Below are 23,612 nucleotides of genomic sequence, written 5' to 3' on the forward strand. Positions count from 1 at the left end.
ACGCTGTCGCGAACCTGGTAGCGACATGGCGCTGCAGGCACCCGCGAAGCAAAGTTCCCTCGTTCGGGACGAGCCACTGACCGCAAATCCGAGGGAAAGGTCGTTGCAAGCGGCCGAGATCAAACAGTGGTGGTGGAGCGATATAACCTGATCGGGGTCGTTATTATGTACTTCGAAAGGCGTAGTTGACACGAGTCAGCAGAGAGGTGTGTACGGCGGTTTCGGTAGCCTCAAGGGGCCAAAAAGAGAGTAGCCTGAATTGGCAAACTTTTGGTCCCCACGAGGAAACCCTTCCCATGGAAAATGACACAGGAAAGCTGAGACTCGGCGCCTTGCTCGCGCTGGTCGTCGGCTCGATGATCGGGGGCGGTATCTTTTCGCTTCCGCAGAACATGGCGGCGAGCGCCGCACCAGGGGCGGTGCTGATCGGCTGGGGAATTACCGCGGTCGGCATGCTGGCACTGGTGTTTGTCTTTCAGACGTTGGCCAATCGCAAGCCGGAACTCGACGCCGGCATCTATGCCTACGCCAAGGCCGGTTTCGGCGACTATCTTGGCTTCTCTTCCGCCTGGGGTTACTGGATCAGCGCCTGGCTCGGCAATGTCAGCTACTTCGTTCTGTTGTTCAGCACCCTGGGCTTCTTCTTCCCCATCTTCGGCGAGGGTAATACGCCGGCGGCCATCGGCTGTGCATCGATCCTGTTGTGGGCCGTTCACTTCCTGGTGGCCAGGGGCATCCAGCAGGCGGCGTTCATCAATCTGGTGACCACCATCGCCAAGATCGTCCCGCTGATCATGTTCATCGTGCTGGCCGCCATCGGCTTTCACCTGGACGTCTTCACCATGGACTTCTGGGGCACCGGCAACGCCGATCTGGGCAGCGTCATGGACCAGGTTCGCAACATGATGCTGGTCACCGTCTGGGTATTTATCGGTATCGAGGGTGCCAGCATCTATTCCGCCAAGGCTCGCGATCGTCGCGATGTCGGGCGCGCCACCGTGATCGGCTTTGTCGGTGTGCTTCTGCTGTTGGTGATGGTCAATGTGCTGTCCATGGGCATCATGAGCCAGCCGGAACTCGCCGAGCTCAAGAACCCGTCCATGGCGCTGGTGCTGAGCCAGGTGGTCGGCCCCTGGGGCAGTCATCTGATCAGCCTTGGCCTGGTGATCTCGCTGCTCGGTGCCTTGCTGTCCTGGACACTTCTGTGCGCCGAGATTCTTCACGCGGCCTCCAGCGACGGCACCATGCCTGAACTGTTGAGCAAGGAAAACGCCAACAAGGTGCCGGTCAATGCCCTGTGGCTTTCCAACGGCCTGATCCAGCTCTTTCTGCTGCTGACGCTGGTCAACGAGTCCACCTACCTGAGCCTTCTTTACCTCGCAAGCTCGATGATCCTGGTGCCTTATCTGTGGTCGGCGGCCTACGCCCTGTTGATCGCGGTAAAGGGGGAAACCTACGAGAAGGAGCCTGAGGTACGCCGCAAGGATCTGTTTATCGGCGGCCTGGCTACCCTCTACGCGATCTGGCTGCTGTTTGCCGGCGGTATCGACTATCTGTTGCTGTCGGCGCTGCTTTACGCCCCTGGTGCCGTGTTTTTCTGTAAGGCCAAGAGCGAGCGTGATGAAAAGGTCTTTACCCCCATCGAGAAGATTATCTTCGCGGTCACTATCGCCTCGGCGCTGGTGGCCACGCTGGGGCTCTATCAGGGGTGGTTGAGCCTGTAGTTAGACCTCGATGTTCAACATGTTACAGCGGTCAGGTTCATTGATGATGCGGTAGTGACAGTCCCGCTAAAGGGAAGGAGAAACAGAATGAAAAGTGGATCTTCACGATTGGGTGTCTACTCCGAGGTAGGCAAGCTTCGCAAGGTCATGGTGTGCTCGCCAGGGCTTGCTCATCAGCGGCTGACCCCCAGCAACTGTGATGACCTTCTGTTCGATGATGTGCTGTGGACCAACCAGGCCAAGCGCGATCATTTCGACTTCGTGACCAAGATGCGCGAGCGTGACATCGAAGTGCTCGAGATGCACAACCTGCTCACCGAAACCCTCGAAAATCGCGACGCCATGCGCTGGATTCTCGAGCGCAAGGTGACCTCCAACCTGGTCGGCTTCGGCCTTGCCGATGAGGTCCGTGCCTGGCTCAGCGAACTGGAGCCACGGCGTCTGGCCGAGTTCCTGATCGGCGGGGTGTCCTGGGCCGACATCACCGAGAGCCACGGAGGCGAGACCCTCAAGACCTTCCGCGACTATCTGGGCCAGTCCAGCTTCGTGCTGCCACCGCTTCCCAATACCCTGTTTACCCGCGACACCACCTGCTGGATCTATGGCGGGGTGACACTCAATCCGATGTTCTGGCCGGCCCGCCGCCAGGAGACGCTGCTGACCTCGGCGATCTATCGCTTCAACCCGCGCTTCGCCGGCGCCGAGTTCAAGGTGTGGTACGGCAATCCCGACCTGGACCACGGTTCGGCCACCCTGGAGGGTGGCGACGTGATGCCGGTGGGCAATGGCGTGGTGTTGATCGGCATGGGCGAGCGCACCTCGCACCAGGCCATCGGTCAGGTGGCGAGCGCCCTGTTCAGGGCCGGCGAGGCCGAACGGGTGATCGTGGCGGGACTGCCCCGGTCGCGTGCCGCCATGCACCTGGACACCGTCTTCAGCTTCTGCGATCGCGACCTGGTGACGGTCTTCCCCGACGTGGTCAAGGATATCGTTCCCTTCAGTCTGCGCCCCGACGAGAGCAAGCCCAGTGGCATCGACGTGCGCCGCGAGAAGGGGAGCTTCATCGAGGTGGTGGCCGAGGCGCTGGGACTGCCGAAACTGCGGGTGGTGGAGACCGGTGGCGACAGCTTCGAGGCTGAGCGCGAACAGTGGGACGACGGCAACAATGTGGTCGCCCTGGAGCCAGGCGTGGTGGTTGGCTATGACCGCAACACCTACACCAACACCCTGCTGCGCAAGGCCGGGGTCGAGGTGATCACCATCAGCGCCAGTGAACTGGGCCGTGGACGGGGCGGCGGTCACTGCATGACCTGTCCGATTCAGCGAGATCCCGTCGACTTCTGACGACGACGCTACGCGTTACTTCGCTTTTTCTTACCGTGAATCGGCGGCTGCCCAGGTGGCCGTCAAGGAGACCCTCATGTCCTTCAATATCCACAACCGTCACCTGCTGTCGCTGATGCATCACTCCGAGCGCGAGCTGCGCTACCTGCTGGACCTGTCGCGGGACCTCAAGCGGGCCAAGTACAGCGGCTGCGAGGCCCAGCGACTCAAAGGCAAGAACATCGCCCTGATCTTCGAGAAGACTTCCACCCGGACCCGCTGCGCCTTCGAGGTGGCCGCCTATGACCAGGGCGCCAACGTCACCTACATCGATCCCACCTCGTCCCAGATCGGGCACAAGGAGTCCATGCGTGACACCGCCCGGGTACTGGGGCGCATGTACGACGCCATCGAGTACCGCGGCTTCAGCCAGGAGGTGGTCGAGGAGCTGGCGGCGTTCTCCGGGGTGCCGGTCTACAACGGTCTGACCGACGAGTACCACCCGACCCAGATGATCGCCGACGTCCTGACCATGCGCGAGCACGCCGAGAAGCCGTTGCACCAGATCTCCTTCGCCTACCTGGGCGATGCCCGCAACAACATGGGCAACTCGCTTCTGCTGATCGGCGCCAAGCTGGGCATGGACGTGCGGATCGCCGCGCCACGTTCGCTGTGGCCGGACGAGGAGCATCTGGCCAACTGCCGGCGCTTCGCCGAGGACAGCGGCGCGCGCATCTGCCTGACCGAGGACCCCCGCGAGGCGGTCAGGGGCGTCGACTTCATCCACACCGACGTCTGGGTGTCCATGGGCGAGCCGGTGGAGGCCTGGGCCGAGCGCATCGACCAGTTGCTGCCCTACCAGGTCAACAAGGCGCTGATGGAGGCCGCCGGCAACCCCAGGGTCAAGTTCATGCACTGCCTGCCGGCCTTCCACAACTGTGACACCAAGGTGGGGCGCCAGGTCGCTGAGCAGTACCCGATGCTGAAGGACGGCATCGAGGTCACCGAGGAGGTGTTCGAGTCACCGGCCTGCATCGCCTTCGAACAGGCAGAGAACCGCATGCATACGATCAAGGCGGTGATGGTCTCGACCCTTGGCGATGTGTAAGCCACGCACCAACGGATCGGCAAGATAGCCTGGCGGCCCCTGGGCCGCCAGCAACCCCGAACGGGAAGGACACTGTTATGCGTATCACGATTGCCCTTGGTGGCAACGCCCTGTTGCGGCGTGGCGAGGTCATGAACGGCGAGGCCCAGCGCGCCAACATTCGCATCGCCTGCGAGCAGATCGCGCGCATCGCATCGGGCAACGAGCTGGTGATTGCCCACGGCAACGGGCCCCAGGTGGGCCTGCTTGCCCTGCAAGGAGCAGCCTACGACGAGGACAACGCCTTTCCTCTGGATGTGCTGGGTGCCGAGACAGAAGGCATGATCGGCTACATGATCGAGCAGGAGCTCGGCAATCTGTTGCCGCCGGAGGTGCCCTTTGCGTCGCTGTTGACCCAGGTCGAGGTGGACGCCGATGACCCGGCCTTCCAGCAGCCGAGCAAGCCCATCGGCCCCATCTACCAGCGTGACGAGGCCTGCCGGCTGGCGGAGCTCAAGGGCTGGACCATGGCCCGTGACGGCGATCACTACCGCCGGGTGGTGCCGAGCCCTAGACCCAAGCGAATCTTCGAGATTCGCCCGCTGCGCTGGCTTCTGGAGAAGGGCACCGTGGTGATCTGCGCCGGCGGTGGCGGCATCCCCACGGTCTACGGGGAGGATGGCAAGCTCGAGGGCATCGAGGCGGTGATCGACAAGGACCTGTGCTCATCGCTGTTGTCACAGCAACTCGCCAGCGATCTTTTGATCATCGCCACCGACGTGGACGGGGTCTATCTGGACTGGGGCACGCCGCATAGCCGTCGGGTGGCAATGGCCGATCCCGATAGCCTGGAAGCCCAGGGTTTTGCCGCAGGATCCATGGGGCCCAAGGTGCAGGCGGCCTGTGAGTTTGCTCGTTCAAGCGGCAAGACGGCAGTTATCGGTGCGCTGGCCGATATAGAGGCTATCGTCGCCGGCCACGCCGGCACTCGGGTCAGTGTCAGGGCCACCGGCATAAGCTTCGCTCAGGAGACGACAGCTCCTTGAAGGAGGAGCGGGACATGCCTGGTTGCCTGCCCTCGTCTGGAGGCGGCTGGCTACCGCCGATGGGGGAGCGCTCTCCAGGTTGACGATCGTTAGGATGGAGCCCTCGGAATGGCGTTAGGGGCGCCAACGCCACGGAAGGCGTTCTGGCCGGGTGGTTATCCACCCGGCCGTTTTTATGCGTTCCGCCTAGATTCGCGGGTGGTCATTGCCGCTTATTTTGCCAACTCGTCGGCCATGCAGTTGGCGTAGAAGGTGACCGCCGCCGGCCAGTCAGAGAACACCGCCTTGACCCCGATATCGCGGGCCATCACGTCAAGCGCCACCATCTTGTCGCCATCGTTGTCGACGACATTGTCGATGGTCTGGTGGTACCAGGCACCGTCACGGGTCAGCGGCGCCGAGCGCTCGAAGGACCAGGCGATCAGCTCCAGTCCTGCCTCCTTGGCCTTCTCGGCGTAGACCGATGGCACGATGGGCCGGTCTTCGCTGCCCCCCTCGGCCAGCAGCATCCACATCGGCGGGGCCAGAATCTTCACCCCCATGTCGGCCAGCTCCTGCATCGACGGCTCCCAGCTTGCGGGATCGGTCACGTCGAAGCCTTCCACGTCATAGCGATCGTCCAGGTATACCGCCTGGTCGGCGAACTCGGTGTTGTCGACCCAGTAGCGCACGTCATCGAGCAGAAACGACTGGGGAAAGACGTCTTCCGGGGGCACGCCGGCCTCGACGTACTCGTCGATCAGCTTCTGGGCATAGTCCTGCTGGCTCATGCCGTCGAAGGGCATCTCGACGCTCGGTGTCTTCAGCTCCGGGGTCATCTTGACGCCCAGGTCCTGAAACAGCGCGATGCTTTCGGCGTGACTCATCAGGGTACCGCGATCGGCATAGAGCTCGGTGCGCCAGCGCGGGTTGCCGGCCAGGTAGGCCTCCAGGGTGTCGGCGCTGGTGTCGACGCCGTCCATGCGGCCTTCCAGGGTCTTGAACTCGGCCAGGGTGATGTCGCTGGTGCAGCACTGGACGTCGGCGGCGTTGGTCAACTTGCCATCGGCATCGAAGGTCGGTGGCACGCTGCACTGCTCGGCAAGCTCGGTCTCGAGGATATTGGTGGTGCCGTGCAGGTCGCACTGGGAGTGGCGGCAGACCAGTTCCTTGTCCTCGGTAAAGGCCACGTCGCACTCGAGCACGCCAGCGCCCATGCGCGCGGCGGCCAGGTAGGATTCCCGGGTGTGCTCGGGGAACATCAGGGGGGCGCCGCGGTGGCCGATGGAAAAGTCGCTCCGGGTGGGCTGCTCAAGGTTGGCTGCGCACTGCTCAAGGGTCGCCTTGAGCTCGGCGGACTGGGCATTGTCCTCGTCCATGTCGTCGATCAGGAAGTAGGGGCGGGGGCCCAGACTGACCGGCAGGGAGGAAGAAGCGCTGGCGTTGGAGGCGTTGTCCTCGGCCATGGCGGGCGCGACACTGGCCCCGCAGAGCGCGATGGCAGTGATCGCGCATGACAGTAACGCGGCGAGGGGAGCGGGGCGGCGGTGGTGATGGGCATCCATGGAGCGTCTCCTTTGTGTCAGCCATGCTGAACCATCAGCACGAGTCTGGTGGTGTTGTCAGAGATTACGGTGGTTCCGGGGCGCCGGAATCGCTCTATTACCCTAGTCCGGCTCGAGGACATTCACATGACAGCGAGCGCTCTTGGCGCCCGCGCTGGCGCGCCGCAGTTGACAACGTCGCTGAAGACTGATTTTCTAGAGCGCATGAACATGACATCTCGCCACCTCGACCTACGACTACTACTACGCGTTTGAATGCGCGTGGCGACGCCCTTTGTGCTTGCGTCGCCGGCAGGATCGCCACCAGTCAGGTTGAGTCGAGGTTGCAAGATGTCCGTCAGTACCCAGTGCCCCACCATGAACCCGTCCCGTCACGCCACCTGTGGTGTCCGCTCTCGTCGTTGCGACGATGTACGGATGGCTGGTGCGCGAATTGTCGTGGTCGCTATCGTCTCGGTCCTGGAACGACTTATGACGCCCCGCTCGCCTCTGGCGAGCGGGGCGTCGCCGTTTTCACCTGGCCTTTGCTCACAAGGCGCTGGCCGGGTCGCCCAACAGGCCTTCCAATAACGCTTCGCTCGACACACCCTATTCCGGAGAAAACGCCATGATGCTCAAGGACCCTTCGACCAAGTACCGCCCCTTCGTGGCCGTGGACCTGCCTGATCGGCAGTGGCCCAGCCAGCGCATCGAGACCCCGCCCCAGTGGTGCAGCGTCGATCTGCGCGACGGTAACCAGGCGCTGATCGATCCGATGGACCAGGAGCGCAAGCAGCGCTTCTTCGATCTGCTGGTCAAGATTGGCTTCAAGCAGATCGAGGTGGGCTTCCCCTCCGCCTCCCAGACCGATTTCGACTTCGTGCGCAGCCTGATCGAGGAAGACAAGGTCCCGGACGACGTCACCATCCAGGTACTGACCCAGGCCCGTCCGCACCTGATCGAGCGCACCTTTGAATCGCTCAAGGGCGCCAAGAACGCCATCGTTCACGTCTACAACGCCACCGATCCGGTGTTCCGTCGCGTGGTATTTAATGTCGACAAGCCCCAGTGCATCCAGATTGCGGTCGATGCCACCACCCAGATCCGTGACCTGATGAAGGCGGCCCCCGAGACCAACTGGACCTTCCAGTATTCTCCGGAGCTGTTCACCACCACCGAGATGGATTTTGCGGTGGAGATCGTCAATGCCGTGCGCGAGACCTTCGGGGCCAGCGCCGACAACAAGATGATCGTCAACCTGCCGGCCACGGTGGAGTGCGCCACCCCCAACAACTACGCCGACCAGATCGAGTGGTTCTGCCGCAACGTCGAGCACCGCGATCACCTGATCGTCAGCGTTCACCCCCACAATGACCGTGGTACCGGTGTGGCCGCCGCCGAACTGACGGTGATGGCCGGCGCCGACCGGGTCGAGGGCACCCTGTTCGGCAACGGCGAGCGCACCGGCAACGTCGACATCGTCACCCTGGCGATGAACCTCTACACCCAGGGCGTCCATCCGGGCCTCGACTTTTCCAACATCACCCCGATCATGCGTGAGGTCGAGCACTGCAACCAGCTGCCGGTCCACCCGCGTCATCCCTACGTCGGCGATCTGGTGTTCACCGCCTTCTCCGGCTCTCACCAGGACGCCATCAAGAAGGGCATGGCGCTGCGCAAGGAAGACCCGGACAGCGTCTGGGCGGTGCCTTACCTGCCCATCGACCCGCTCGACGTGGGCCGCAGCTACGAGGCGGTGATCCGCGTCAACAGCCAGTCCGGCAAGGGCGGCGTCAGCTACCTGCTGGAGCAGGAGCACGGCATCGAACTGCCGCGCCGGCTGTCCATGGAGTTCAGCCTGGTGGTGCAGGAGGTGGCCGATCGGGTCGGCAAGGAGATCACCTCGGCGATGATCTACCAGACCTTCGTCGACGAGTACCTGGCCAAGACCGAGCCCTACAGCCTGGTCAGCCACCGCCTGTCGTCCGAGCCGGACAGCCCGACGGTGACGCTGGAAGCCTGCATCGCCAAGGACGGTGAGCGCCACACCATCAGCGGCGAAGGCAACGGCCCGCTGGCGGCCTTCGTCAAGGCGCTGCGCAGCGAAGGCCACGACATCGAGATCATCGACTACCACGAGCACTCCCGCGGTCAGGGCGCCGACGCCGAGGCGATCGCCTACGTCGAGGTCCGAGTCAAGGGCGAGGCGGTGTTCGGCGTCGGTACCGACGAGAGCATCACCAGCGCCTCGATCAAGGGTGTGATGAGCGCGATCAACCGCTGCCTGTCCACCGAAGAGGTGGCGCCCAACGTCACCGCCGACAGCGTGGCCTGATTCGCGCCGCTGGCAAATGGCGTAAACGCACCGCCCCCGGGGGAAAACCCGGGGCGGTTTTTTTGCAGCATGCTTGGTGTCGGCTACAACGGCGTCTTGCTGGCTTCGCCGGGGACCTCGCGGACCAGGGTCGGCATCAGGAAGCCGGGCAGGCGGGTGCGCAACTCGTCGACCAGAGCGTTGGCGCGGGCGTCGGCCACGTCGAAGTGGGCTGCCCCGGACACCGGGTCGAAGGCGTGCAGGTAGTAGGGCAGTACGCCGGCCTCGAACAGCCGCTCCGAGAGCGCTTCCAGCGCATCTACCGAGTCGTTCACTCCCTTGAGGATCACGCTCTGGTTGAGCAGGGTCACGCCGGCCTGCTTGAGCCGCGCGCAGGCGCCGGCCACGGCCTCGTCGATCTCGTTGGCGTGGTTGATATGCAGCACCATGACCTTCTGCAGGCGGCTGCCGGTGAGCCACTCGAGCAGGGGGCCGTCGACGCGATCGGGGATCACCACCGGCAGCCGGGTATGCAGGCGTAGTCGCTTGAGATGGGGGATGGCGTCGAGCCGCTCGACCAGCCAGGCCAGCTGGCGATCGCTGGCGGCCAGCGGATCGCCACCGGACAGGATCGCCTCGCGCAGGGTGGCGTCCTCGCGCAGGTAGTCCAGGGTGTCGTCCCACTGGCTGCGTGAGGGCGCGTTTTCCTGGTAGGGGAAGTGGCGACGGAAGCAGTAGCGGCAATTGATCGCGCAGGCGGGGCTGGTGATCAGCAGTACCCGTCCGGCGTACTTGTGGATCAGGCCGCGACGGGCGGTGTGCTGGGCCTCCTGGAGCGGATCAGTGACGTAGCCCTCGGGGTTTGTCTGCTCGGCATCCAGGGGCAGCACCTGGCGCAGCAAGGGGTCGTCCGGGTCTGCGTGGCGCATGCGCGCGGCAAAGGCCTCGGGCACACGCACCTCGAACAGGGAGTGGCCGGCCTCGGCGCCGGGGATCAGGGAGGCGTCGAGCCCCAGGCGTCGGCACAGCTCGCGCGGGTCACGAATGGCGCCGGCCAGCTGTCGCTGCCAGCCACCGAGGGCGGGAAGTCCCGGCTCATCCGGGGCAGAGCAATGCAAAAGCGTCGAGCTTCGGGTTATCATGCGGGCCATCCATCGATGCGTGCGAGGGGCTTGTCCTCGCAAAATGTCAGTTGAGTGCCGCTCTGAGCCGATGGCCGGGCCGGGCACCGAAAGGAACGAGATCTCATGGCGAACTATTCTACCAACGAATTCAAGGGCGGTCTGAAGGTGATGCTCGACGGTGACCCCTGTGCCATCGTCGAGAACGAATTCGTCAAGCCCGGCAAGGGCCAGGCCTTCAACCGCGTGAAGCTGCGCAACCTGATGACCGGCCGCGTGTGGGAGCGTACCTTCAAGTCCGGCGAGTCGCTGGAAGGCGCCGACGTCATGGATCTGGACATGGAGTACCTCTATACCGACGGTGACATGTGGTACTTCATGAAGACCGACGGTTCCTTCGAGCAGTACGCCGTCGAGAAGAAGGCCCTGGGCGACAGCGACAAGTGGCTCAAGGAGCAGGTGGTGTACACCGTGACCCTGTGGAACGACAACGCCATCTCGGTCTCCCCGCCCAACTTCATCGAGCTGGAAGTGGTCGAGACCGACCCGGGCCTCAAGGGCGACACCGCCCAGGGCGGCTCCAAGCCGGCGACCCTGTCTTCCGGTGCGGTGGTGCGCGTTCCCCTGTTCATCAACCAGGGCGAAGTGCTCAAGATCGACACCCGTAGCGGTGATTACGTCTCCCGCGCCTGAGGCGAGGGCGATATCCCCGGATCGGCAGATCGAGATACAGACAAAGGCCACGTGATCGCGTGGCCTTTGTCGTTTGGGCAAGTGGTAAGGAACGAACGATGACAGACTGGCAACCCACGGCCTCGCTGGACACCCTGCGCTGTCGCGCCGTGCTGATGCAGCGGGTGCGCGGCTTCTTTGTCGAGCGCGGCGTGCTCGAGGTGGAGACCCCCTGTCTCGGTCACGGCGGCAGCACCGACGTGCACCTGGCGTCGCTGTCCTGTCGAGCGGTCACCCCGGCGGGCAGCGAAACCCTGTGGTTGCAGACGTCGCCGGAATTTCACATGAAGCGCCTGCTGGCGGCCGGCAGTGGGCCGATCTTCCAGATCGCCCGCAGCTTTCGCGACGGCGAGGTGGGTCGTCGCCACAATATCGAGTTCAGCATGCTGGAGTGGTATCGCCCGGGGTGGAGTCTCGATGCTTTGATCGAAGAAACCCAGGCGCTGATCCGCGAGGTGCTGCCGTTTAATCCCGGCCCGACGCGAAAGCGTTGCTATCGCGAGCTGTTTGGCGAGGTGCTGGATATCGATCCTTTTGAGGTGGAAATCGCATCACTTCGCCGTATTGCCGGTGAACGCGGTGGCCTCGACATGGCCGAGGCGCCGCGCGATGAGTGTCTCGACCTGCTGATGAGCCTCGTCATCGAGCCCGAGCTAGGCCGCGACGGCATCGACGTGGTGCTGGACTACCCAGCCAGCCAGGCGGCGTTGGCCCGGCGTCACCAGGACCCCCGCGACGGCGCCTGGGTGGCCTCGCGCTTCGAGGTCTATCTAAACGGGCTCGAGCTTGCCAACGGCTACGACGAGCTGACCGATGTGGACGAACAGCGCGTACGCTTCGCCGGTGACAATCGTGCCAGGCGTGAGGAAGGCCTTGCCGAGGTCGACGTCGACGAGCGCCTGCTGGCGGCGCTGGGCGCCGGCATGCCCGAGGGCAGCGGGGTCGCCCTGGGACTCGACCGGCTGATCCAGCTGGCGCTGGGCAAGTCGCGTCTTGAAGAGGTGATCGCCTTTCCCACACCGCGCTGTTGAGGGGGGCTGGGCACCTCGTGGGGTGGTGATCCAGACAGCGTCCGGATCATGCAATCATCCGGGACCTGACAGCTACGCCAAGAAGGGCGGCCATAGCCGCCTCTGTCAAAGGTGTTACCAATACGCCTTGGCGCTTCAGTCCGCGCTGGTGGTCGCTTCGCCGTCTGCCGTCGCCGCTGTTGCGCTAGTTCCCGGCTCGCCGCCCAGGCGTTGGCCCATGCTCACCGCGACGGGGCTGCCGGCCTTGCCGCTCAAGGCATCGAAGTCGACCTTTTCGGCGAAGGCCATGACCACGGTGGAGCCGAGCTTGAAGCGGCCCATCTCGGCGCCCTTGGCGAGGTGAATCGGGCGATCGAAGCGGACACGCTCGACCCGGCCGGACTGCGGTGTCACCTGGCCGGCCCACACCGTTTCAATGGCGGCGACGATCATCGCGCCCACCAGCACCAGCACCATGGGGCCGTGTTCGGTCTCGAAGTGGCACACCAGCCGCTCGTTGCGGGCGAACAGGCCCGGGACGTGGCGGGTGGTGGCGTCGTTGACCGAGAACAGGCGCCCGGGCACGTAGACCATCTCGGTCAGGGTGCCGGCAAGCGGCATATGCACCCGGTGGTAGTCCTTGGGCGACAGGTAGACGGTGGCGAAGCTGCCGCTCTGGTAGCGGGTGGCCGCCCTGGGGTCGCCGCCGAGCAGTTCGGTCATGCTGAAGCGATGGCCCTTGGCCTGGACCAGCCGGCCATGGTCGATGGCGCCCCATTGGGACAGGGTGCCGTCGGCGGGGCACAACAGGCCGTCTTCCAGTGGACGGGCGCCGGCCGCCAGCGCCCGAGTGAAGAAGGCGTTGAAGCTCGGGTAGACCCTGGGGTCCGATTCCACCGCCTGGCTCATGTCGACCTTGAAGCGCTTGATGAAGGCGCGGATCAACAGGTTCTTGAGCCAGCCGATACGGCAGTCGGCAAGCAGACCGACCAGGCGCGACAGCAGGTGGTGGGGGATGGGGTACTGGATCAGGGAAAACAGCTTGGCGAGGGTCACGAAGGGACGATCTCCGGGTGGTCAATGACGCGCACGCGGCCTCACGGCCGCGCCGCTGGTGCAATCAAGTGCCCTAGGCTCAGTCCGAAAAGTCGACGAGCGCAGATACTTTTCAGACAAGCCCTAGATGGGCAGAGGAACAAGGGGGTCAGTGTTCGATGGGGGTATCGTCGCGATTGCCCCACTCCTTCCACGAGCCCGGGTAGGCACGCATGCGTTCGAACCCCAGTGCCTTGCCTACCAGCCAGGTGAAGCCGCTGCGATGATGGGTCTGGCAGTGAGTGACCACTTCCATATCCGGGGTGATACCCATGGCGCCCAGTTCGGTGATCAGCTCGGCGTAGTCGCGCAGGCGAAGTGAGCGTTCACGGTCCATGGCGTCGGTCCACTCCATGTTGACCGCTCCGGGCAGGTGGCCGAGGTGCCGGTTCTGGCCCTTGTTGCCATCGAACTCGTCGACGGAGCGGGCATCCCAGATGGCGAAGTTGTCGCTGCCCAGGCGCTCTTCAAGCTCGAGTCGGTCGATCGCGACCTCGGGATTGAGGACCTCGGCCTGGTAGTCCGAGGGCTTCGGCGCATGGTCTTCGGTGGACTGTGGCAGCCCCTCGTCACGCCAGGCGTGAATGCCGCCATTCAGGTAGGAATAGCGCTTGTGGCCAATCAGCTCCAGCGTCCACAGCAGGCGCCCGGCCCAGCCGCCGCCCTCATCATCGTAGGCGACAACGTGGGTGTCCCGGGTCAGGCCCAGCGACGAGAACAGTTGTGACAGGGCCTCTTCATCGGGGACGTCGTTGGGGACGTCGCCGGAACCTTTCAGCAGACGACGATGGTCGAGAAAGATCGCGCCGGGCACGTGGCCCTCGGTGTAGCTTTCCGCCTTCAGCGGCACGTCGATCACCAGGATGTCCTCGTGATCCAGCACGCCGGCGAGTTCCTCGGGCTCGGCGATCAAGGGCAACAGATTGTCTTCTGAGCTCATGGTTCTCTCCTGGCGGATCCACACGGATGAAAGGGGCGGGCGCTGTGTCTGGCGCCTGGCACTTCGCGAGGGGACGCTACTGGCGTTTCCCTATTGGCTATCCAGACTATCGACGATACGACGATAACTGGCAAAGCGTTCGGGGTGAATCGCCCCCTCGTCGATGGCGTCGCGAATGGCGCAGCCCGGCTCCTGCCGGTGGCGGCAGTCGCGGAAGCGACACAGGCCGAGGTAAGGGGCGAATTCGATAAAGCCCTCGGTGACCTCGCGCTCTGTCAGGTGAGTGAGGCCAAACTCGCGGATGCCGGGGGAGTCGATCAGCTCGCCCGAGGCCAGGCTCTCGTCCGGTGCGGGCAGGTGGTAGAGCTGGGCGGTGGTGGTGGTGTGGCGACCCTTGCGCGAGTCCTCCGACAGCGCGCCGATGCGCAACTGTTCGTCGGGCAGCAGACGGTCGATCAGTGAGGACTTGCCGACCCCGGACTGGCCGACGAGCACCGAGGTGCGGTCGGCGAGCTGGGCGTAGAGGGCGTCGAGTCCGCCGTCGACCTCGGTGGAGGTGGCCACCACCTGGTAGCCGATGCCGCGGTAGCGATCGAGCAGCCCGCGCAGTTCGCCGCCCTCGTCGGGCAGCAGGTCGGTCTTGTTGAGTACCAGCACCGGGGTGATGCCGGTGGCCTCGGCCGCCACCAGGTAGCGATCGATCAGGCCGGCGTGGGGCTCGGGTTCCACCGCGAAGACGATCAGTATCTGGTCGATATTGGCCGCCACGGGCTTGAGTAGCCCGCGCATATCCGGGCGTTCGAGCACATTGTCGCGCTCGCCTCGGGCCACCACCACGCCGCTGCCGTCCTCGCCGGCCCGCCAGATGACGCGGTCTCCGGTGACCAGGCCCTCGAGGTTGGCGCGCAGATGGCAGCGGGTGGGCGTCTCGCCGGCACGGCTGGCGACGTCCAGGGTCCGTCCGAAGTGAGCGATCACTCGGCCGTCTCGCTCGGCGCCGTATTCGCCGGCGGCAAGCTTTTCGTCGTCCTGGCCGGCCTTTCTGGCGGCGCGCTCGGCGCGTTCGGCCTGGATCTTCTCGATGCGCCAGCGCTGCTGGCGGCTCAACTTGCGTTTGCTCATGAGCACCCGATGGTCGGTACAATGGTCGGCATTGTACCTACACGCACGGCCCCTGTCCCGACAAGGGCCACCGCCTGATCAAGGAAGCGACGATGTCCGATGCCAGCGCCAGCCCCGACGATACCCTCAACCCGCGTCCTGACGATGCCAAGACCGGCCCGCGAAACGACGCCCTGATCTGGATCGACCTGGAGATGACCGGGCTCGACCCGGAGCGTGAACGCATCATCGAGGTGGCCACCCTGGTCACCGACGGCGAGCTCAATGTCATCGCCGAGGGGCCGGTGATCGCGGTTCACCAGAGCGACGCATTGTTGTCCGGCATGGATGAGTGGAATACCCGTACCCACGGCAATTCCGGGCTGGTCGAGCGGGTGCGCAAGAGCCAGATCGATACCCGCGAGGCCGAGCGCAGGACGCTCGAGTTTCTCTCAGCCCATGTGGCCCGGGGAACCTCGCCGATGTGCGGCAACTCGATCCACCAGGACCGGCGCTTTCTGGAGCGCGAGATGCCCGAGCTGTGGGCGTTTTTCCACTACCGCAATCTCGACGTCTCGACCTTGAAGGAGCTGGCCAAGCGCTGGAATCCCCAGGCGCTGGAGGGCTTTTCCAAGCGCAACGTGCACCTGGCCATGGACGACATCAAGGAATCCATCGCCGAACTCGCGCACTATCGCAAGACGTTCCTCAAGGCTGGGGAATAGTCAGCAGTTGACGCCAGGTTCGAGGCGAGGGGCGCGTTCAGCTTGAGGCGCTCGGCTCGAGGCGCTCAAGCAGAGGTGATCAGCTCGGCGCGCCGCTGGCGCTGGCGGGCGAGCGCCCAGCGTACGTGCTCGCGCACCAGCTCGGAGGGATAGGCCAGGCGGGTGAGCAGGGCGCGTTCGATGGCGGCGCTCCAGGGGGCGTTACCGAGCCCCACCGCCAGGTTGCGCAGCCAGCGTTCGTAGCCGATACGACGAATCGGGCTGCCGGCGGTGCGCTCGAGAAACTCCTCCTCGCTCCAGCCGAACAGGGTCAGCAGCTCCACCCGGTCGAGATCGTGGCGCGGCGCGAAGTCAGGTTCGCTGCTTGCCCGTGTGAAGCGGGTGAAGGGGCACACCAACTGGCAATCGTCACAGCCGAACACCCGATTGCCCATAGCCTCGCGATAGCGCTCGGGAATGGCGCCGAACAGCTCGATGGTCAGGTAGGAAATGCAGGCGCGGGCGTCGACCACCTTGTCCTCGACGATGGCGCCGGTAGGGCAGGCGGTGCGGCAGGCGCTGCAGCTGCCACAGTGTTCCTGCTCGAATGGCTCGTCCACCGGCAGCGGCAGGTCGGTGTAAAGCTCACCGAGAAAGAACATCGAGCCGGCTCTGGGATTGAGCAGCATGGCGTTCTTGCCGAACCAGCCGATACCGGCCTTGCGCGCCAGGCCGCGCTCCATCACCGGGGCCGAGTCGACGAAGGCGCGGTAGCCGAAGTCCCCGACTTCCGCCTCGATGGTCTTTGCCAGGCGCTGTAGCCGCTTGCGCATCAGCTTGTGGTAGTCACGCCCGGTGGCATAGCGTGACACATAGGCGCGGCTGGGCTGTCCCAGCACCTTGGTGGTCTCCACCTCCGGCGGCAGATAATCCAGGCGCACACTGATGACCCTGATGGTGCCGGGTTCGAGCTCGGCCGGACGGGTACGTTTGGTGCCGTGCTTGGCCATGAAGCCCATCTCGCCGTGGAAACCTGCCTCCAGCCAGCGCTCGAGGTGAGCCTCGTCGTCGCTCAAGTCGACGTCGGTGATGCCGACCTGCTGGAAGCCGAGCTCCCGCCCCCAGGTGCGGATGCGCGCCGCCAGGTCGTTGAAGTCGACGTCGGTGGACGGGGACGATGCAGACATAAATGAGGACATACCCGGCAAATGGCAAGACAGCCCGGCTCTGCGCTTGGCGCGAGAGGAGAAGGGCTTAGACTTCATAGGGAAGGAAGTGACCGCCATGGTAGACCATCACGATCGAAGGGAGAACCGCATGGACATCTTGGACGGCGGCGTGATTGAGCCAGGACAGACTCCGTTGTACACCGCCGAGCAGGTACGCGAGCTGGACCGACGGGCGATCGCCGGCGAGAGCGACGGCTTCGCCCTGATGCACCGGGCCTCCGGCGTCGCCTGGCGCTGGCTGAAGGCGCGCTGGCCGGCGACCAAGTCGCTGACGGTGTTCTGCGGTGGCGGCAACAACGGCGGCGACGGCCATGTGCTGGCAGCGCTGGCCGCGACCGAAGGGCGCCAGGTGCAGCGCATTTCCCTGACCCCGCGTGAACGCCTGAAGGGTGACGCCTTGCGCGCGGCCGAGATGGCCGACGACGCCGGGGTCGGCTTTATCGAATGGCGAGAAGGATTGCGCGTGGAAGGGGACGTGGTGGTCGATGCCATGCTCGGTACCGGCTTTGCCGGCGACCTGCGTCCGACCTACGCCGCGGCCATCGCCGCCATCAATGAAAGCCGGTGTCCGGTGCTGGCGGTGGATATTCCCTCGGGCATCACCGCCGACGGCGGCGCCGAGCCCAGCATGGCGGTCAGGGCGGTGATGACGGTGACCTTCATCGCCGACAAGCTGGGACTGCACACCGGGCGTGGCGCCGCCCTGGCCGGCGAGGTGGTGGTGGAATCACTGGGGGTAGACGCCCTGGCCCATGACGATATCGCGCCCACCGCCTGGCGCCTGCAGTCGAGCCTGGTGAACCTGGCGTTGCCTCCGCGTGAGCGCGACATGCACAAGGGCGCCGCCGGATTCGCCGGCATCTTCGGTGGCGCACCCGGGTTCGGCGGGGCCGCCCTGCTGGCGGCAGAGGCCTGCGCCAGGGTGGGCGCTGGCCGAGTGCTGCTGGCCACCGCGCCGGAACACGTCGGCGCCAGTCTGGTGCGCTGCCCCGAGGTCATGGCGCGTGGGGTGACCCATGCCAGCGAACTCGATGAGCTGCTCGATCGCCTGAGTGTGCTCGCCGTGGGGCCAGGGCTTGGTCAGGGGAGCTGGGGCCAATCGGTGCTGCAGACCGCGCTGAAGCGCTCGATTCCGCTGGTGCTGGACGCCGATGCCCTCAACCTGCTGGTCAGCCGCTTTGCCGATCTGCGGCGTGACGACTGGATCCTGACCCCCCATCCGGGAGAAGCGGCACGCCTGCTCGAGACCAGCGTGGCCGAGGTCGAGGCGGACCGCCCCGGTGCCGCGCGCGCCCTGCAGCAACGCTGGGGCGGGGTGATCGTGCTCAAGGGGGCCGGCACCCTGATCGCCGGTCCCGACGGCCTGGCGCTGTGTCCTTTCGGCAACCCGGGCATGGCCAGCGGCGGCATGGGCGATACCCTGACTGGTGTGCTGGCGGGCTTGATGGCCCAGGGCCAGGCCCCGGGCTGGTCACTGGAACGCACCGCGCGGCTGGGCGTGCTGGTACACGCCCTGGCCGGTGACATGGCGGCGAGAGAGGGCGGTGAGCGTGGTCTGTTGGCCAGCGATCTGGCATCCTGTGCACGAAAATTAGTCAATCCGACGATGGGCGAGGAAGATGCAGCTGCGACTCGATGATGAAGACCGCCAGGTCGCACTGGGGGAGTGCCTGGGACGGGCCTTGCAAGGACGAGGACGCGTCCACCTGTCGGGAGAGCTTGGGGCCGGCAAGACCACCCTGGCTCGCGGTGTGTTGCGCGCCTACGGCCATCAAGGTGCGGTGAAGAGTCCTACCTATACCCTGGTGGAGCCCTACGAGCTTTCGCTGGACGGGGAGCCGGTCACGCTGCACCACTTTGACCTCTACCGCCTGGGCGATCCCGAGGAGCTTGAGTTCATCGGTGGGCGCGATCTGCTCGCCGAGGGGCATCTGTGCCTGGTGGAGTGGGCCGAGCGCGGCGAGGGCTGGCTGACGCCGCCGGATCTCGAGGTGGCGCTAAGCCATGCCGAGACAGAAGGGCGCGAGGCGCGCATCAGCGCCGCCACGACCCTGGGCGAAGCGCTGCTGACGCGCCTGAAAGACGAAGTCTCCCGCGATCAACGACTGGCGGGAGGCAAGGCATGAGGCGTCGCCTTCCGGCCCGTATGGGTGCTGGTCTATTGACGTTGGTGGCCACACTGGGCCTTACGCTTTCGAGCCTTGCCCAGGCCGCCAGCGTGGACAACATGCGCCTGTGGGCCGCGCCGGATCACTCGCGGCTGGTGTTCGACCTGTCGGCGCCGGCCACTGCCAACGTGTTCGAGCTCGACAACCCGCGCCGGCTGGTCATCGATCTCAGTGGCACCAGCCTGGCCGCCGATCCTGCCAGCATGGACCTGTCCAACAGCGCCATCAGCTCGGTGCGCACAGGCGTGCGCGACGGCGGCGATCTACGCGTGGTGCTCGAGCTCAGCCGTGCCATCGAGCCGCGTCACTTCTCGTTGGCGCCCAACAACCAGTACGGCGATCGTCTGGTGGTGGATCTGGAGTACCCCGGCGAGAGCGCGGTGGAAGACCCCATCGATCCCATCGAGTCGATGATCCGTGAGCAGGAGATCGCCGCCGAGCGGGCCAAGACCGTGGCGGTGGCCGAGGGCCGTGACCCGGTGGAGGCAGCACCGGTGATCGACACCGCTCAGCCCCATCCCAAGCGCGACATCATCATCGCCGTGGACGCCGGGCACGGTGGCGAGGACCCCGGCGCGCTGGGCCCGAGCGGTACCCGCGAGAAGGACGTGGTGCTGCAGATGGCCGATCGCCTGGCGCGCATGATCAACGACTCCCCCGGCTTCAAGGCGGTGCTGATCCGCGACGGCGACTACTACGTCGGGCTGCGTCAGCGCACCCTGATCGCCCGCGAGCAGAAGGCCGACTTCTTCGTCTCCATTCACGCCGACGCCTTCAACAGTCCGCGTCCCCACGGCAGCTCGGTGTTCGCGCTGTCCCAGAGCGGAGCCACCTCGGAGACCGCCAAGTGGCTGGCGGCCAGCGAGAACCGCTCGGATCTGATCGGCGGGGTCGACGGCAACCTGTCGCTGGATGACAAGGATCAGGTGCTCAGGGGCGTGCTGCTGGACCTGACCATGACCGCGACCCTCAATGACTCCCTGACCATCGGCGACGAGGTGCTCAGTCGCATCGGGCGCATCAATGATCTGCACAAGCCCAGGGTCGAGCAGGCCGGCTTCGTGGTGTTGAAGTCCCCGGACATTCCTTCGCTGCTGGTGGAGACGGGCTTTATCTCCAACCCCGAGGAAGAGCGACGACTCAAGGACGGCGGTTACCAGCAGCGGATGATGAGCGCCGTGTTCGGCGGCATCCGCTCGCACTTCGAGCGCAACCCGCCACCGGCAAGCCTGCTGGCCTGGCAGCGCGATCAGGGGCGGTCCACCGCTACCAACGAGTATCGCATCCAGCCAGGCGACACCCTGTCCGCCATCGCCTCGCGTCACGGCGTGGCGCTCAGCGCGCTCAAGCAGGTCAACGAGCTGTCCGGGGACGTCATTCGCGTCGGCCAGGTGTTGAGGATTCCCAGTTCATGAGTGATATCCCGTGTGAGAGCGAGCCTGGCGTCCAGGTGTCACAGCGCCGCTCGATCAAGATTCTCGACCCCCGGCTGGCCAACCAGATCGCCGCCGGTGAGGTGGTGGAGCGCCCGGCCTCGGTGGTCAAGGAGCTGATCGAGAACGCCATCGACGCCGGCAGCACCCGCATCGAGGTGGACATCGAGTCCGGCGGTGCCCGGTTGATTCGGATCCGTGACGATGGCTCCGGCATCGGTGAGGAGGACCTGCCGCTGGCGCTGTCACGACACGCCACCAGCAAGATCCTGTCGTTGGAGGAGCTCGAGGGCGTCGCCAGCCTCGGCTTTCGCGGCGAGGCGCTGGCCTCGATCAGCTCGGTGTCGCGACTGGAACTGACCTCCAACGTCGAGCAGGACCCTCAGGGCGGCTGGCGGGTGGTGGCCGAAGGGCGGCGCATGGAGCCCCGCGTCACGCCGGCACCCCATCCTCGTGGCACCTCGGTGGCGGTGCGTGATCTGTTTTTCAACACTCCGGCCCGGCGCAAGTTCCTGCGTACCGAAAAGACCGAGTTCAACCATGTCGAGGAGGCCTTTCGGCGCCAGGCGCTGTCGCGCTTCGACATCGGCTGGACCCTTCGCCACAACCAGAAGACCATCCACCAGTTGCCGGTGGCACGGGATGACCACGCGGTGGAGCGACGTCTCGCTTCGCTGCTGGGCAAGAACTTCCTGGACAATGCCCTGACCCTGGACATCGCCACCGGCAGCCTGCGCCTGTGGGGCTGGGTGGGGCTACCGACCCACTCTCGCGCCCAGGCCGACCAGCAGTACTTCTTCGTCAATGGCAGGGTGGTGCGCGACCGGCTGGTGGCCCACGCCATCCGCCAGGCCTATCGCGATGTGCTGTTCAATGGTCGCCACCCGGTATTCGTGCTCTATCTGGACGTGGACCCCACGGTGGTGGACGTCAATGTCCACCCGACCAAGCACGAGGTGCGCTTTCGCGACGGGCGCATGGTCCACGACTTTCTGTTCTCGAGCCTGCACCGGGCGTTGGGCGAGGCCCGCGCAGGGCATCAGGATGGTCAGTCTTCGCAGCAGCAGGCGAGCATCCAGAGTGATGGCCTCGACGTCGACCCCGAGACCGGCGAGATCCGCGAGCCGACCCCCCAGGGCGGGAATCCCGGCCAACACCCGTCCCGGCAACAGCCTTCCTGGCAGCAGCAGCCGATGGCGCTGCACCCGCGCCGCGACGAGGGCGAGGGCGGTGTCACCCCGGACCGGGTGCGCGCCTTCATGGACGGCTACCGCAAGCTGCACCCGGACCACGAAGACAGCCTGCTGACGCCGCAGCCAGGAGGCCCAGGCGCCGGCGGTCTGGCCGCCGGCACGGCCCAGGCCGAGCGCCATAGCCCCACGCCGAGAACCTGGCCCGGCGCCGCTGGCGCGGCTAGCGAGCCCCCTGCCGGGGCCGGCGGTGCATCGCTCACCTCGTCGACGCCTGAGGTGATGCCGGAAGACGACGCCACCCAGGCGCCGCCGCTGGGCTACGCCATCGCCCAGTTGCACGGCATCTACATTCTGGCCCAGAGCGCCCATGGACTGGTGCTGGTGGATATGCACGCGGCCCACGAACGGATCGTCTACGAGCGCATGAAGACCCAGGTCCACGGTGGCGCGCTGGACGCCCAGCCGCTGCTGGTACCGGTGTCGCTGGCGGTCAGTGCCGCCGAGGTCGAGACCGCCGAGCGCGAGCGCGAAGCCTTCACCCGGCTTGGTGTCGAACTCGATGCCGCCGGTCCAGAGACCCTGCTCGTGCGCCAGGTGCCGGCGCTGCTGGCCGATGCCGACGTGGAACCGCTGGTGCGCGAGATGCTCTCGGACCTGGAGCGCTACGGTCGCTCCGATCGCATCGAGGCCCACATCAACGAGCTGCTGTCGACCATGGCCTGCCACGGCAGCGTACGCGCTAATCGCCAGTTGACCATTGCCGAGATGAACGCGCTGCTGCGTGACATGGAGCGCACCGAGCGCAGCGGTCAATGCAACCACGGCCGCCCCACCTGGACCCAGATGAGCCTCAAGGATCTGGACCGGCTGTTTCTGCGAGGGCAATGATGGCGCCGACAGACGCTCCGGCCGCGGCCACGCCGCCCGCGCAGGACGACCGACCGCTGGCGCTGCTGCTGATGGGCCCCACGGCGGCGGGCAAGACCGATCTTGCCATCGAGATCCGCGAGCGCCTGGGTGGCGAGATCATCAGCGTCGATTCGGCGATGATCTATCGCGGCATGGACATCGGCTCGGCCAAGCCCTCGGCCGAGGAACTCGCCCGGGCGCCCCATCGACTGATCGATATCCGTGATCCGGCCCAGGCCTACTCGGCGGCGGAGTTTCGCGACGATGCCCTGGCCGAGATGCACGATATCGCCGCCAGTGGCCGGCTGCCGCTGCTGGTCGGTGGCACCATGATGTACTACAAGCGCCTGGTCGAGGGGGTCGCCAACCTGCCCTCGGCGGACAGCGCCGTGCGTGAACGCCTGTCCCGGCAGGCCGAGCAGGACGGCCTCGAGGCGCTGCATCGCCGCCTGGCCGAGGTCGATCCCGAGTCGGCCGCGCGCATTCACCCCAATGATCCTCAGCGCCTGATGCGGGCGCTGGAAGTGTTCGAGCTGTCCGGGCGGCCGATGAGCGAGCTGTGGAATGAGCAGCGTCGTGAAACCTTTCCCTTTCGTCTGCTGTCCATAGGGCTCGCTCCCGCCGAGCGCTCCGTGCTGCACGAGAGAATCGCCAGGCGCTTCAACGCCATGCTGGACGGCGGATTTCTCGATGAAGTGGCGGCGCTCAAGGCGCGTGGCGATTTGACGCTGTCGCTGCCATCGATGAAGAGCGTGGGCTATCGTCAGGCATGGCAGTACCTGGATGGCGAGTTTGATCGTGAGACGTTCATTCATCGTGGCGTGGTGGCGACGCGTCAACTGGCCAAGCGGCAGCTGACCTGGATGCGTAGCTGGCCTGCGCTGACCTGGGTGGACCCGTTGGCGGCCGACCCCGCCGAGCGCCTCGTGAAACTCGTGCGCGAAGCGGGGACTTAGCGTA

At 65.5% G+C, this 23,612-nt stretch carries 19 protein-coding genes; 13 read left to right on the forward strand and 6 right to left on the reverse strand.

Features of this window, described 5'->3' with window-relative positions:
• The first annotated feature begins 296 nt into the window (after positions 1-296).
• The 4 genes from arcD to arcC all read left to right on the forward strand — a co-directional run bounded on the left by arcD (position 297) and on the right by arcC (position 5,180).
• Positions 297-1,724 (forward strand): arginine-ornithine antiporter, encoded by a 1,428-nt coding sequence (gene arcD / locus NFG58_RS04895; RefSeq protein WP_348827674.1) that lies wholly within the window; start codon positions 297-299, stop codon positions 1,722-1,724.
• A gap of 87 nt (positions 1,725-1,811) precedes the next feature.
• Positions 1,812-3,068 carry an arginine deiminase gene (gene arcA, locus NFG58_RS04900; protein ID WP_348827675.1) on the forward strand — a complete coding sequence of 419 codons (1,257 nt, stop codon included), beginning with the start codon at positions 1,812-1,814 and terminating at the stop codon, positions 3,066-3,068.
• 76 nt (positions 3,069-3,144) lie between these two features.
• A complete protein-coding gene (locus NFG58_RS04905; protein ID WP_045994511.1) occupies positions 3,145-4,155 on the forward strand; it encodes an ornithine carbamoyltransferase in 1,011 nt (336 codons plus the stop codon).
• Positions 4,156-4,232: 77 nt separating this feature from the next.
• Complete coding sequence (gene arcC / locus NFG58_RS04910) at positions 4,233-5,180, forward strand: carbamate kinase (RefSeq protein WP_213227704.1); 948 nt, start codon at positions 4,233-4,235, stop codon at positions 5,178-5,180.
• A 212-nt stretch (positions 5,181-5,392) separates the two neighbouring features.
• Here arcC and NFG58_RS04915 read toward each other — a convergent pair whose 3' ends face one another.
• A complete protein-coding gene (locus NFG58_RS04915) occupies positions 5,393-6,724 on the reverse strand; it encodes a glycerophosphodiester phosphodiesterase family protein (protein ID WP_348827676.1) in 1,332 nt (443 codons plus the stop codon).
• 607 nt (positions 6,725-7,331) lie between these two features.
• On the opposite strand from NFG58_RS04915, the gene leuA reads away from it, so the two are divergent.
• Positions 7,332-9,038 carry a 2-isopropylmalate synthase gene (gene leuA / locus NFG58_RS04920; RefSeq protein ID WP_108131447.1) on the forward strand — a complete coding sequence of 569 codons (1,707 nt, stop codon included), beginning with the start codon at positions 7,332-7,334 and terminating at the stop codon, positions 9,036-9,038.
• A gap of 83 nt (positions 9,039-9,121) precedes the next feature.
• On the opposite strand, the gene epmB is transcribed toward leuA, so the two are convergent.
• Positions 9,122-10,159: an EF-P beta-lysylation protein EpmB gene (gene epmB / locus NFG58_RS04925; protein WP_348827677.1), complete on the reverse strand. Its 1,038-nt coding sequence runs from the start codon at positions 10,157-10,159 to the stop codon at positions 9,122-9,124.
• Positions 10,160-10,264: 105 nt separating this feature from the next.
• Here epmB and efp point away from each other — a divergent pair, with 105 nt between their 5' ends.
• Both efp and epmA read left to right on the forward strand, forming a co-directional pair.
• Positions 10,265-10,831: an elongation factor P gene (efp, locus tag NFG58_RS04930; protein ID WP_045994506.1), complete on the forward strand. Its 567-nt coding sequence runs from the start codon at positions 10,265-10,267 to the stop codon at positions 10,829-10,831.
• Positions 10,832-10,929: 98 nt separating this feature from the next.
• On the forward strand, positions 10,930-11,901 hold the full coding sequence (gene epmA / locus NFG58_RS04935; protein ID WP_348827678.1) for an EF-P lysine aminoacylase EpmA: 972 nt from the start codon (positions 10,930-10,932) through the stop codon (positions 11,899-11,901).
• Between the two features lie 135 nt (positions 11,902-12,036).
• Here the strand turns inward: epmA and asd are convergent, their stop codons facing one another.
• The 3 genes from asd to rsgA all read right to left on the reverse strand — a co-directional run bounded on the left by asd (position 12,037) and on the right by rsgA (position 15,037).
• Positions 12,037-12,936 (reverse strand): archaetidylserine decarboxylase, encoded by a 900-nt coding sequence (asd, locus tag NFG58_RS04940; RefSeq protein WP_108449815.1) that lies wholly within the window; start codon positions 12,934-12,936, stop codon positions 12,037-12,039.
• Between the two features lie 148 nt (positions 12,937-13,084).
• The gene (locus tag NFG58_RS04945) at positions 13,085-13,915 is read right to left on the reverse strand and encodes a rhodanese-like domain-containing protein (RefSeq protein ID WP_348827679.1); all 831 of its coding nucleotides are present in this window, start codon (positions 13,913-13,915) and stop codon (positions 13,085-13,087) included.
• A gap of 90 nt (positions 13,916-14,005) precedes the next feature.
• Positions 14,006-15,037, reverse strand: coding sequence for a small ribosomal subunit biogenesis GTPase RsgA (gene rsgA, locus NFG58_RS04950; RefSeq protein ID WP_348827680.1), 1,032 nt, complete (start codon positions 15,035-15,037; stop codon positions 14,006-14,008).
• A gap of 92 nt (positions 15,038-15,129) precedes the next feature.
• Between rsgA and orn the strand changes: the two genes are divergently transcribed.
• A complete protein-coding gene (gene orn / locus NFG58_RS04955; protein WP_348827681.1) occupies positions 15,130-15,741 on the forward strand; it encodes an oligoribonuclease in 612 nt (203 codons plus the stop codon).
• A 65-nt stretch (positions 15,742-15,806) separates the two neighbouring features.
• Here orn and queG read toward each other — a convergent pair whose 3' ends face one another.
• Complete coding sequence (gene queG / locus NFG58_RS04960; RefSeq protein WP_045993091.1) at positions 15,807-16,907, reverse strand: tRNA epoxyqueuosine(34) reductase QueG; 1,101 nt, start codon at positions 16,905-16,907, stop codon at positions 15,807-15,809.
• Positions 16,908-17,037: 130 nt separating this feature from the next.
• Here queG and NFG58_RS04965 point away from each other — a divergent pair, with 130 nt between their 5' ends.
• From NFG58_RS04965 to miaA, 5 genes are read left to right on the forward strand one after another with little or no spacing between them, the layout of a single operon-like run.
• The gene (locus NFG58_RS04965) at positions 17,038-18,588 is read left to right on the forward strand and encodes an NAD(P)H-hydrate dehydratase (protein WP_348827682.1); all 1,551 of its coding nucleotides are present in this window, start codon (positions 17,038-17,040) and stop codon (positions 18,586-18,588) included.
• Positions 18,569-19,075, forward strand: a complete 507-nt coding sequence (gene tsaE / locus NFG58_RS04970) for a tRNA (adenosine(37)-N6)-threonylcarbamoyltransferase complex ATPase subunit type 1 TsaE (RefSeq protein WP_348827683.1) — start codon at positions 18,569-18,571, stop codon at positions 19,073-19,075. The genes NFG58_RS04965 and tsaE overlap by 20 nt, the downstream gene beginning before the upstream one ends.
• A gap of 20 nt (positions 19,076-19,095) precedes the next feature.
• The gene (locus NFG58_RS04975) at positions 19,096-20,532 is read left to right on the forward strand and encodes an N-acetylmuramoyl-L-alanine amidase (protein WP_108131638.1); all 1,437 of its coding nucleotides are present in this window, start codon (positions 19,096-19,098) and stop codon (positions 20,530-20,532) included.
• Positions 20,529-22,631, forward strand: coding sequence for a DNA mismatch repair endonuclease MutL (mutL, locus tag NFG58_RS04980; RefSeq protein WP_348827684.1), 2,103 nt, complete (start codon positions 20,529-20,531; stop codon positions 22,629-22,631). The genes NFG58_RS04975 and mutL overlap by 4 nt, the downstream gene beginning before the upstream one ends.
• Positions 22,631-23,608, forward strand: coding sequence for a tRNA (adenosine(37)-N6)-dimethylallyltransferase MiaA (gene miaA, locus NFG58_RS04985; RefSeq protein ID WP_253555570.1), 978 nt, complete (start codon positions 22,631-22,633; stop codon positions 23,606-23,608). Before mutL ends, miaA begins: the two co-directional genes overlap by 1 nt.
• The last annotated feature ends 4 nt before the right edge of the window (positions 23,609-23,612 follow it).

It is taken from the genome of Halomonas sp. RT37, from assembly GCF_040070525.1.
In the GTDB taxonomy this organism is placed as follows: domain Bacteria; phylum Pseudomonadota; class Gammaproteobacteria; order Pseudomonadales; family Halomonadaceae; genus Halomonas; species Halomonas litopenaei.

Bases quoted from the DNA above. Each gene is read 5' to 3' on its own strand.
- epmB (WP_348827677.1), bottom strand. From the start codon at position 10,159: ATGATAACCCGAAGCTCGACGCTTTTGCATTGCTCTGCCCCGGATGAG.
- arcC (WP_213227704.1), top strand. From the start codon at position 4,233: ATGCGTATCACGATTGCCCTTGGTGGCAACGCCCTGTTGCGGCGTGGC.
- epmA (WP_348827678.1), top strand. From the start codon at position 10,930: ATGACAGACTGGCAACCCACGGCCTCGCTGGACACCCTGCGCTGTCGC.
- miaA (WP_253555570.1), top strand. From the start codon at position 22,631: ATGGCGCCGACAGACGCTCCGGCCGCGGCCACGCCGCCCGCGCAGGAC.
- NFG58_RS04975 (WP_108131638.1), top strand. From the start codon at position 19,096: ATGGGTGCTGGTCTATTGACGTTGGTGGCCACACTGGGCCTTACGCTT.
- NFG58_RS04965 (WP_348827682.1), top strand. From the start codon at position 17,038: ATGGACATCTTGGACGGCGGCGTGATTGAGCCAGGACAGACTCCGTTG.
- rsgA (WP_348827680.1), bottom strand. From the start codon at position 15,037: ATGAGCAAACGCAAGTTGAGCCGCCAGCAGCGCTGGCGCATCGAGAAG.
- orn (WP_348827681.1), top strand. From the start codon at position 15,130: ATGTCCGATGCCAGCGCCAGCCCCGACGATACCCTCAACCCGCGTCCT.
- tsaE (WP_348827683.1), top strand. From the start codon at position 18,569: ATGCAGCTGCGACTCGATGATGAAGACCGCCAGGTCGCACTGGGGGAG.
- efp (WP_045994506.1), top strand. From the start codon at position 10,265: ATGGCGAACTATTCTACCAACGAATTCAAGGGCGGTCTGAAGGTGATG.
- NFG58_RS04905 (WP_045994511.1), top strand. From the start codon at position 3,145: ATGTCCTTCAATATCCACAACCGTCACCTGCTGTCGCTGATGCATCAC.
- leuA (WP_108131447.1), top strand. From the start codon at position 7,332: ATGATGCTCAAGGACCCTTCGACCAAGTACCGCCCCTTCGTGGCCGTG.
- NFG58_RS04915 (WP_348827676.1), bottom strand. From the start codon at position 6,724: ATGGATGCCCATCACCACCGCCGCCCCGCTCCCCTCGCCGCGTTACTG.
- NFG58_RS04945 (WP_348827679.1), bottom strand. From the start codon at position 13,915: ATGAGCTCAGAAGACAATCTGTTGCCCTTGATCGCCGAGCCCGAGGAA.
- arcD (WP_348827674.1), top strand. From the start codon at position 297: ATGGAAAATGACACAGGAAAGCTGAGACTCGGCGCCTTGCTCGCGCTG.
- arcA (WP_348827675.1), top strand. From the start codon at position 1,812: ATGAAAAGTGGATCTTCACGATTGGGTGTCTACTCCGAGGTAGGCAAG.
- queG (WP_045993091.1), bottom strand. From the start codon at position 16,907: ATGTCTGCATCGTCCCCGTCCACCGACGTCGACTTCAACGACCTGGCG.
- mutL (WP_348827684.1), top strand. From the start codon at position 20,529: ATGAGTGATATCCCGTGTGAGAGCGAGCCTGGCGTCCAGGTGTCACAG.